This is a genomic window from Teichococcus aestuarii, from assembly GCF_003116135.1.
Taxonomy (GTDB): domain Bacteria; phylum Pseudomonadota; class Alphaproteobacteria; order Acetobacterales; family Acetobacteraceae; genus Pseudoroseomonas; species Pseudoroseomonas aestuarii.
The window spans coordinates 49,409-59,776 of record NZ_PDOA01000022.1; the positions used below are offsets into that span (position 1 = coordinate 49,409).

General features: G+C 71.2%; 4 protein-coding genes. All 4 read left to right on the plus strand.

Translation table 11 applies throughout. The features are described from left to right. The first annotated feature begins 109 nt into the window (after positions 1 to 109). Positions 110 to 1,060 (plus strand): prolyl aminopeptidase, encoded by a 951-nt coding sequence (pip, locus tag CR165_RS20870; RefSeq protein WP_109518873.1) that lies wholly within the window; start codon positions 110 to 112, stop codon positions 1,058 to 1,060. A gap of 301 nt (positions 1,061 to 1,361) precedes the next feature. Further along, positions 1,362 to 4,079: an ATP-binding protein gene (locus tag CR165_RS20875; RefSeq protein ID WP_109518874.1), complete on the plus strand. Its 2,718-nt coding sequence runs from the start codon at positions 1,362 to 1,364 to the stop codon at positions 4,077 to 4,079. Positions 4,080 to 5,060: 981 nt separating this feature from the next. Further along, positions 5,061 to 10,064 carry a hypothetical protein gene (locus tag CR165_RS25185; RefSeq protein WP_181378269.1) on the plus strand — a complete coding sequence of 1,668 codons (5,004 nt, stop codon included), beginning with the start codon at positions 5,061 to 5,063 and terminating at the stop codon, positions 10,062 to 10,064. A 51-nt stretch (positions 10,065 to 10,115) separates the two neighbouring features. After that, on the plus strand, positions 10,116 to 10,368 hold a 253-nt coding region (locus CR165_RS20890), incomplete at its 3' end, for a transposase (RefSeq protein ID WP_181378270.1).

Consider the following 10,368-nt stretch of genomic DNA (forward strand, 5'->3'; position numbering starts at 1 on the left):
CCAAGCTAGGCACGAAGACGCCCCGCGCGAAGGGGATGACACGCGCAAACGTTACGCGGCTCCCCGCATGGTGTTGCACGGGCGCCGCCGGCGCGCCAAAGATCATCCCATGCCCCGTGGCGACCTGTTTCCCGATATCGCGCCCTACGAGACCGGCCTGCTGCCGCTCTCGGCCGGGCATGTCATGTACTGGGAGCAGGTGGGCAATCCCCGCGGCCAGCCGGTGCTGTTCCTGCATGGCGGGCCGGGGGCCGGGGCGGGGGCGGTGCACCGCCGCTTCTTCGACCCAGGCCATTGGCGCGTCGTCATCTTCGACCAGCGCGGCTCCGGCCGCTCCCGCCCGCTCGGCGAGCTGTCCGGCAACACCACGCCCAATCTGGTCGAGGATATCGAGGCGCTGCGCCGCTTCCTCGGCATCGAGCGCTGGCTGCTGTTCGGCGGCTCCTGGGGCAGCACCCTGGCGCTGGCCTATGCCCAGGCGCATCCCGACCGGGTGCTGGGCTGCGTGCTGCGCGGCGTCTTCCTCGGCCGGGCGCGGGAGGTGGAGTGGTTCCTCTACGGGCTGCGCCGCGTCTTCCCCGATGCCTGGGCGCAGTTCGCCGAGCACATCCCCGAGGCCGAGCGTGGCGACCTGCTGGGCGCCTACCTGAAGCGCCTGACCGACCCGGACCCGCAGGTGCACTTCGCCGCCGCCCGCGCCTGGAGCCAGTACGAGGGGCTGTGCAGCACCCTGATGCCCAGCCCCGAGACGGTGGCGAGCTTCGCGCAGGACCGCACGGCGCTGGGCCTGGCGCGGATCGAGGCGCATTACTTCGCGCATGACCTGTTCCTGCCGCCCGGAGGGCTGTTGGCCCACATGGACCGCATCGCCCATCTGCCGGCCGAGATCGTGCAGGGCCGCTACGACATGGTCTGCCCCGCCGAGAGCGCCTTCGATCTCGCCGCCGCCTGGCCGCGCGCGCGGCTGACCGTGGTGCCCGATGCCGGCCACTCGGCGCTGGAGCCGGGCGTGCGGGTCAGCCTGGTGGCGGCGGTCGAGCGCTTCCGCCACCACCGCTGATTCCCGCCTCATGCCCGGCGGGGCAGGGATGGGTGCGAGGGCAGGGGCTGAGCAGGGCGCGCATGACGGCGATTCCATCCATTTCGCGCTGCAGCATGGATTGGAACGAATGGGAGATGTCCATATAACCAGCGGGGAAGGGGCGCGATTCACCGGGCGGCGGTGGATGGCTCCCGGCCTTTCCACGCCCCGCCAGACCGCGGGCCCGAACCTTCCGCCGAGGCGCTCCGGCCAGCCGGATCGTTGACGCTGTGGTAAGTGGCGCCAAATTCAGCGGATTCCGGCCAGGGAGCACGCCTGCATGATCATCGCTCCTCTCAACCCGCGGGAAGCCGCCCTGCTGGCGGGTCTGCGCGCCCTGCCGCTGGTGGCCGCCGCGCGGGAGCCGGAGTTCGACGGGCTGACGGAGGCGGCGCGGGCCGTGCTGGGGGGCACGGCCGCCGCCATCCTGCTGCTCGGCCCCAAGGGGGAGATGTATCGCAAGGCCTGGTCCGGCCCACCGCAGCCGGCCGCCGAGGCGCTGGCCCTGGCGCTGGGCACCGCCGCCTGCGCGGGATGCGCCGTGCCGGGCGAGCCGGAGCCGGCCGATGGCCTGGCCCTGGTGCTGCGCGAGCCGGGCGGCGCGCCGCTCGGCGCGCTCTGCGTGCTGGCCGAGGCCGGCCTGCGGCCGACGCCGCAGCAGAGATCGGCCCTGGATGCGCTGGCCGATGTGGCGGCCACGCTGCTGCTGCAGCGCCGCCGGCTGATGATGGCGGAGAACCGCCTCTATCTCTACTCCGTCAGCTTCGACGGCCTGCTGGAAAGCCTGCCCGAAGGGGTGGCGGTGCTGAACGACCAGGGCGGGCTGGCCCTGGTGAACGACCGTTTCTTCGTGCTCTCCGGCCTGTCCAAGTCCCGGCTGCTCTCGCGCAGCGCGCCCGGCACGGCGGTGCTGCGCTGGCTGGGCGGGCTGGGCGCGCTGGGCGAGGAGAAATGCGCCCTCCGCCGCTGGCGCGCGGTCCGCGAGACGGGGCAGCCGCTGGGCTGGCAGGGCGAGGTCGCCAACAACACCTGGCTGGCCGTGCGCATCCTGCCCGTGGAGGGTGGGGGCCACGCCATCATCCTGCGCGACATCACCGACGAGGTGCTGGCCGAGCGGGAGGCCCGCGCGCTGCGGGCGATGAACGCCCAGCTGCGCAGCGCGGTGGAGGCGGCGAGCTGCGGCGTGCTGCTGCTGGAGGGGCCGCCGGGGTCGCCGCGCCTGCTCTGGGCCAACCCGGCCTTCACCGCCATCACCGGCTTCACCGCCGAGGAGCTGCGGCGGCGCGGGGTGCGGGCCCTGCTGCGCCCCGCCTCCCTCGCGGGCGGGCTGCGGCCGCTCGCGGAGGCGATGCGCCATGGCCGTGGCGGCGTCTCGGAGCTTGCCGCGCGCCGCAAGGACGGCTCCGCCTGCTGGCTGCGCACCCATGTGGCGCCGGTGCCGGCCGCGCCGGAGGGCGATTCCGCGCCGCGCTGGGTGGTGGTGCAGAGCGACACCACCGATTTCCACGCCCTGGTGCTGGCGCAGGAGGCCGCGCGGCGCGGCGCCGAGGAGGCGAGCCGCGCCAAGTCGGAATTCCTGGCCACGGTGAGCCACGAGGTGCGGACGCCGCTGAACGGCGTGAGCGGCATGGCGGCGCTGCTGCTCGAGACGCCGCTGACCCCGCTGCAGCGGCGCTATGCCCAGGTGGCCCAGCAATCGGCCGGGCTGCTGCTCTCGGTGGTCAACGACCTGCTGGACAGCACGCGGCTGGAGGCGGGCCGGCTGGAGCTGGAGCGTATCCCCTTCATGCTGGAGGAGGTGGTGGAGGACATGCTCGACCTCCTCTCCCCCGCCGCGCAGGAGAAGGGCATCGAGCTGGCGCTGGACCTGCCGCCGGGGCTGCACGGGCGGCGCCTGGGCGACCCGACGCGCTTCTCGCAGGTGCTGCTGAACTTGCTGGGCAATGCCGTGAAGTTCACCGCCCAGGGCTCGGTGGTGGTGTCGCTGCGCGAGGAGGAGGACCAGCGGCTCCTGCTGCGCGTCGCCGACACCGGGCCAGGGCTCGACGCCCGCAGCGTGGCGCGGATGTTCGAGCGTTTCGCGCAGGGGGACAGCTCCGTAGCCCGCCTCTATGGCGGCAGCGGCCTCGGCCTGCCGATCGCGCGGCAATTGGTGGAGCTGATGGGGGGGCAGATCGGCGTGGAGACGACGCCGGGCGCCGGCTCCACCTTCTGGTGCCGGATTCCGCTGCCGCGGGCGGCGGCGCCGCCAACCCTGCCGCGCAGCCGCCCCGGTGCCTCGCTGCTGCTGGTCGAGCCGCCGGGGCCGGGCCGCGCCCTGCTGGCCGAGCGGCTGCGGGAGCTGGGCCTTGCCGTGACGGTGTGCTGCCCCGGGGCGGAATGGCCGCGCGGGGCGCGCTTCGACCGGGTGATGGCGGACCTGTCCGTGCCGGTGGCGCGGCTGCCGCGGGAGGTGCCGCGGATTCGTCTCTGCGTGGCCGGGCAACCGGGCGAGCGGGGCTGCTTCAACCTGGCCAGGCCGGTTCGGTATGGCGCCTTGCTGCGGGCGCTGGAGCCGCTTCTGGTTCTGGAGGGGGCGCAAGGGATGGCGGCCCCGCAGCCGCCGCCGCGCATGAAGCTGCTCGGGCACGTGCTGCTGGCGGAGGACAATGGCGTGAACCGCGAGATCGTGCGGCTGCACCTGCAGGCGTCCGGGCTGCGGGTGACCGAGGCGTGGGAAGGCGGGCAGGCGGTGGCCGCCGCCATGGCGGAGCGCTTCGACCTGATCCTGATGGACCTGGAGATGCCGGGCATGGATGGCCCGGAGGCGATCCGCCGCATCCGGGCCCTGGGCGGCCACAACGCCACGGTGCCGATCATGGCGCTGACGGCGCATGGGCGTGAGGCGGCGCTGGCTCTCCTCGCGTCCTGCGGCGTGGAGCATTACCTCACCAAGCCGGTGGGGGCCGGCGACCTGCTGGCCCGGATCGCGCAGCTCATGGCCCTCCCCTCCCGCTGAAGGCGGGAGGTTCCAGAATGGCCGCGCCGATGTGCGGAGGGCCCCGCGCAGGAGAGGCGGGGCGCGAAGGGCGAGCCGCCCTCTCCGGCGGGCTGCTTCCCAAGCAGGAGCCTTTGGGCTATGATCGGTCCCGGAAATGGCTTCGTCTGCGTAGCTCAGCTGGATAGAGCACAGGATTCCTTGTTTGCTTAACTGGGCGTTGCGATGGGAAACCGCGCAGCGGATCCGCTCAAAGTCGGGGAAAGCTTCGGCGCACTGGTCGCCCTGCCGATCCCGAGCCAAGCCCGGCATGATGCCGGGAAGGTGTAGAGACTGGACGGGCGGCGCCTAACGGCCTCTGGCCTATGGCGAAGGGACAGTCCAGACCACGAACGCCTCATGGGCGGCGGCGAAAGCCGAAGTGGTATGAATCCTGGGGCCGTGGGTTCGAATCCCGCCGCGGACACCATTCCTTCCTACAAACTCGCTCTCTGGTTGGCTGGCTGGCGCCTGAAACCGCAGGTTGCGCCAGGGTTGGCGCGTGGACCTTGGGAGTGCCGAGGTCGGAGCGGGCCGGAATTCTCTCTCCGGAGGGCGGATTCTCTCCGAACCTTGGGACTGCGCCGATTTAGTCCCAAGCTTCTGTTTCCTAAAAGAACAACAGCTTGTTGAACACGAACGAGGTTAGGCGTCAGAATTCTGATTGGGACACCGTTCCGGACTCGGCACGAACTCACGGAACAATAATCACCGCTAGAGCAACCCGGATGTGCTGGTGTGAGGTCGCGTGAATCGCCCTCCAGCGCCGCTTCTCGCAAGAGCGAGGCGCTCGCCCCGTCAGTGATGCCCACCTGCAGTCCGCCACCCGCTGCGGCTTGGCCACGGCTCACCCCCGCCAAAGAGCCCATCGCGCTCCTGCAACCGCAACGGGACACGGCCTAGCCGTCCCACCTTTAAACGACTCGCTTCCTCGCGAAGGTCGCCAATGGTAGGGCGCAGCTGATGACCTCGACCGGATCGCCGACGCGCCCCAAAGGGACCCGCAAGGGACGGGAAACGAAGGCCTCCCGCGCTCGTCCGCAGCGGCCGGAGGACGAGACCGCGTCCCTCGTCCGATACCGGAACGATGGAGAAGAGTTCCACCTCATTTGGACGGCGCGGCGCGCGCTTCGGCTGCTCGACGAGGGCCTAGGGCTACGGCAAGTCGTCGTAGAGGGGGTGTCGCGGGAGGAGGAAGCAGAAGGCGTCATCGCTGGCCTGCTCGTAGTGGACACGACGGAGTACTTCGGCGATCCCGTCAGGGAGATCCGCTACTGCCAGCTGAAGTATTCAACCCGCGCCGCGTCCGAGCCTTGGACAGCTTCTGGTCTTCGAGAAACGCTCCACGGGTTTGCGAAGCGGTTCCAGGCCCTCGCAGACCTGCATGGTCCCGATGCGGTAGCCCAGCGGTACCGCTTCGAGTTCGTAACAAACCGCCCCATTGCATCCGCGGTTTGCTCTGCGGTCGACCTTCTCGGCAGAGGTATGGTGGACGCGAAGGCGACCAAGGAGGTCACCGCCGCCCGGAAGGCGCTCTTGGCTGCTCTGGGGCTACCCCAGGAACTCGTTCCTGCCTTCGTCGGGTCCCTTCGTCTCCTCGGCAGCCAGCCTGGCCTCGCTCAGCAGGGCGAGCGGCTTGCAGCCGAAGGTGGTCGGCTGCTGCCCGAGCCAGACATCCAGACCTCCGCTGCGCTCCTCGATATGGTCCGGCGGCGGGGCACGTCAGAGGGTGAAGCCATCCGCACGATCACTCGCGAGACGGTGCTGGGAACGTTGGGTGTGAGTGCGCTCCGGGAGCTCCTCCCGGCGCCGCCCTCCATTACCGCGCCCGCGTCGCTCCAGGACCGTGACGAGTTCAGGCGCATAGGTGTCGAGATCCTTGCGGCGCAGGTCCCTGTCCTCCTCCGCGCACCGGGCGGCTACGGCAAGTCCACGCTGGCCCTGCGCTTGGCTGGCCTAATGCCAGAGGGGTCGGCGACCATTGTCTACGATGGCTTCAACGGGGGCGATTACCGTTCGCTTACCGCCTCGCGGCATAACACCGGCACGGCTGCCCTGCAGATTGCGAACGAATTGGCAGCGAAGGGGCTGTGCCTGCCGCTAATTCCGCGCCCTGGCGCGTTGGCCGCGGCGTGGATGCGGTCGCTCCGGTCGCGATTGGAGCAAGCCGTAGCTTCGGTCCAAGCGCGGCACCCGGAGGCGGTCGTGCTCGTCGTGGTGGACGCGGGCGACAACTCAGAGATCGCCGCGCGGGAGCGGGGTGAAAGGTCCTTTGCGCGGGATCTGCTCCTGGAAACGGTGCGCGAGGGGGTCCGTGTGGTCGTCGCCGCGCGGCCCGAGCGATGCGCCCTCCTTGATCCGCCCGCCTCCGTCCACCCCTTTGACCTTGGCCCATTCGAGGCTGAGGAGAGCGCAGCGCACCTCCGGACGCGCTTCCCGAAGGCCGGCGACATGGCGTGCCGGGAGTTCCATCGACTCACCTCCGGGAATCCCCGCGTTCAAGCAGCCTTCGTCAGTGACGCCCCATCGCTCAACCGGCTCTTCGCGCTGCTCGGGCCGAACCCTCTAGGGGCGGACGCGCTGATCGCCCGACAACTTGCCGATGCGTTGGAGCGGGGGCGGGAAAGCTTCGGCGATCCGGCGTCTTGGCAGATGCTGCTTTCGGCCCTTGCAACGCTACCTCCCGCGGTCCCGATCGCCACACTGGCGCGAGCGGCAGGCGTGCTTCCCGAGGCGATCCGCAGCTTCGTCGCTGACTTCGCGGGCGGACGGCCCGTGCTGCTCGTCCGCGACGCTGTTCAGTTTCGTGATGAGCCGACAGAAACTTGGTTCCGTGAGCATTTCCTGGCCGACCGAGACGGCCACGGGCGGCTTGCCGACGCACTCGGGCTGCTTGCAGGGACGGACCCATACGCTGCGCTCGCTCTTCCCGGCCTGCTGCTTGGCTCCGGGCGCGGCGCCGACCTCCGAAAGCTCGCGCTGGAGGCTCCGCCGTTCGGTGGCACAGATGCGGTTGCCCGACGCGAGATTGCCCACGCACGCGCGCGAGCCGCTTTGCGTGCCGCGGTCGCAGAGCGTGACTGGCCTGCGACGGCCATGCTGCTCCTGCGCGCGGCAGAGGACGCAGCCAACCGAGAGCGGCAGGCGGTCTTCCTAGCCGCGAATGTGGACCTCGTCTCCGCGCTGGCGGGCGACGATCTCGTGGCCGATTTTGTCTTTCGTGGAGCAGGGAGCGGATGGCGCGGGGCGGGCCACGCCCATGCCGCTGCCATGCTTGCGGCCCTACCGGCCCGCCACGCGGAGGCCATCAGTTTTCTCCGCGCAGCGCAGGCGTGGCTCGACGAGTGGTCGCGCGAGGCACGAGCCGGGGACCGTCGGCGCGTCGAGAAGCCGACCGATGACGCCGTCGCCTCCATTGTCCTCGCCGTGCTGGAGATCGCTGGGCCGGACGAGGCTGCCCGCGACCTCGCCCGTTGGCGCCCCGCTGCCTTTCGCCTAAGGCTTGCGCGTTTCGTTGCTGACCGTCTAGCCGCTGCCGGGCGCTACGCCGCCGTTGAAGGCCTGCTCGCCTCGCCAGGAGCCTGTGAGGAGATGCGCGTTGCCTGCGCCGCCGCCTTGGCCGGAGCTGGAAGGCGGGTGAACGAGGCTGCGGCGCAAGTTAGCCTCTCGGCGGCGTTGGCTGTCGCGGAGGGCGATTCCTTCACAGCAGACGCGCTGAAGGCGCGCGCAGCGCGCGTCGCGGCCGTGGAACTTGCTGTGCGATCGGGCCTGCCGCGCGAGGGTCTTGCCGCTGCGGCCAGCGCACTCCTGCCACCCCGGCCGGAGCGGGCTACGGCGGCCTGGGATCCGGAGAGGCTGGCCTGCGACCTCCGGGCGTTAACCCTCGGGGCTGCGCTCGAAGGTCGCGAACCGGATGCGGAGCGGCTGTTGCCCGAGCTTTCCGCTCTGCCGGGCGGAGCGGGACCGGCGAGGCGCGAAGCCCATGACCGGCGCGAGGCCGAGGACCGGATCGCGGCGCTCCTACCACTCTTTACTGTCCGTGCCACCTTGGTCGCCGGCGCAGATACCGGCTCCGCCGCGGCCCGGCAGGTCGCCGAGGCTGCGGGCAACGCCGCAGCGCGGCTGCGGCGCATGGGCCGGACCTGGGACCGGCACCGGTTTGTCGAGGTTGCGCTGGAGGCCACAGTGGACGGCCTCGCGCTGGCCGGGGCGGGGGCGGAGGAAGTCAGGCGGACGGTAACGTCGCTGGGCGAGGCGGCGACACCCTCCGCGGGCGCCCTCGCCGCCGCAGTGCAGCGGCTGGCCGCCGCTGACATGGAGGACGCGGTGTTCGACGTCCTCGGCCTGGCGCGCGAGGCGGCGCGGGACGGCAACGGTGCGACCGAGGCCGCCGACGTCCTGGCCTCGCTCGCCCGCTGCCTTCTGCCCCTGTCACTCAGCGACACAGAGGCAGTATTCCGCGAGGCCAATGAGGCCGTGGCCGCCCTTGGCGAGGAGTTCTACGCCCGGACGGACGCGCTGCTCACGGTAGCGCGCCGCGCCGCACGGGGCGGACCGGCGGACCAGCAGGACGCGCAGCGCCTCGCGCGGGCAGCCGAGTTCCTCCATCGCCACAACGACCACAAATTTCCCTGGGAAGATGTCGCGGCGGCGCTGGCCAGCCTGTCTCTACCGCAGGCCATCGCTGCCGCCTCCCGATGGGACGACCGCGACGTCGTCCGGCTCGCGCGGACCCTCCCCGCCTTGGCGGGGCCGGCGCTTGCCGGGGGGAGGCTGGACCCGCGCCTTCTCGGGGTGCTCCACGCGATAACCGACGACTGGAATGCCGAGAAGGTTTTCGCCCCTGCGCTACGCCGCGTGCCCCCCGTGGTACGCAAGGAGATTCTTCGGCTGCTCGCGGACGACCTGGAGCGCACCCCAGGAGGCGAGGGCTCGCTGGCCCCGCTCCGCGAAGCTGCGCGGGAGTTCCGGCTGGAGGGGATGCTGCCACCGCCGACGCTGTCAGCTGGACCGGCGCCGGAGCCGATGCCCCAGCGGCGCTCCCCGCGTGAAGGTACGGGCAGCGGCCCGTCCGATGCCGGCCGCCGTGCCGCCGCAGAGACCGGTGATCCCCTCGCGCGCCCGGGGGTAGAGGCGATCCTCGCCGCGGCGCGGCAGTTGGGCCCGGGCGAGGAGGAGGCGGTGCTGGCGGTGGTCCGGGCGGGCCTCGCCGGCGGCGACGTTCCAACCCACCTGCGCGCTGTCGCCGCCGCTGAAAGCCTTGGCCTCTACCCGCTTGCCCGTGTCCTGCGGGCGGCGCAGGAGGAGCGGGGCGGACGACCCGCAGTCACAGAGGCGGTCCGCTCGGTGGCGCGCGGGATGCCGGCTGGCCGGCCTTTGGACTTCGCCCGGTCGCTCTGGCTGCTTGACGAATTCGCGCCGCTCGCCGATGCGCAGCCTGCCAACCTACTCCCGGATGTGCTGGACGGGTTGGCGACTGGCCCCGATCGTGTGGACGCGGACACGCTTTTCCGTCTCGCCGCCTACGTCGTCCGCCAGCTCGTCACGCCGGCGGAGGCGACCGACGTCATGCGCTTCGCCCTGTCTCGGGTCGAGGCCCTCATGGAGGATGGTTTCGGCGAGGGCGCCTGGCGGCAGTCCCTGGCTGCACCGGAAGATCTGGATCGGCTCGTGGCCGGACTGCTCTACGCTCGCCTCGGCGACCCGCGTGGCGCAGAGCGCTGGCGGGCGGCCCACGCCGTCAGACGCGCAGCGGCGCTAGGTGTGGACAGTGTGTTGAGCGCGCTGGGCGACCTCCTCGCCACGGATCCGCCCGGTACTCCTTTTCGGTCGGAGGCCCTTGTCTTCTATCGTCTCCACGCGCGCCTTTTCCTCCTCGTCGCGCTGGCCCGCGTCGCCCTAGAGCGCCCACAGGCCATATCGTGCCTTGCACCGATGCTCGCCGAGATCGCCTTACTGCCTGTTTGAGAATGCTGGTGGTGAGGTGTTTGGGCGTCCCTGCGTGGCCAGATGGGCTGGATGTGGACCAAGGAACACCGTGCCCGGCAGGCAGCGTTTGAGCGGCGGCGCTACCCGACAGATCTGACTGACGAGGAATGGCAGGTCATTCGTCCTCTGCTGCCGCCCAGCAGCGCCCGCGGCAGGCGGGTTGGCGTCGACCTGCGCGAGGTGCTGAACGCGATCCGCTACCTGGCGCGGACAGGATGCGGATGGCGCATGCTGCCGGTCCATTTCGGGCCATGGCAGACGATCTACTGGTGGTTTCGACGGC

Bases quoted from the DNA above. Each gene is read 5' to 3' on its own strand.
- CR165_RS20875 (WP_109518874.1), top strand. From the start codon at position 1,362: ATGATCATCGCTCCTCTCAACCCGCGGGAAGCCGCCCTGCTGGCGGGT.
- CR165_RS25185 (WP_181378269.1), top strand. From the start codon at position 5,061: ATGACCTCGACCGGATCGCCGACGCGCCCCAAAGGGACCCGCAAGGGA.
- pip (WP_109518873.1), top strand. From the start codon at position 110: ATGCCCCGTGGCGACCTGTTTCCCGATATCGCGCCCTACGAGACCGGC.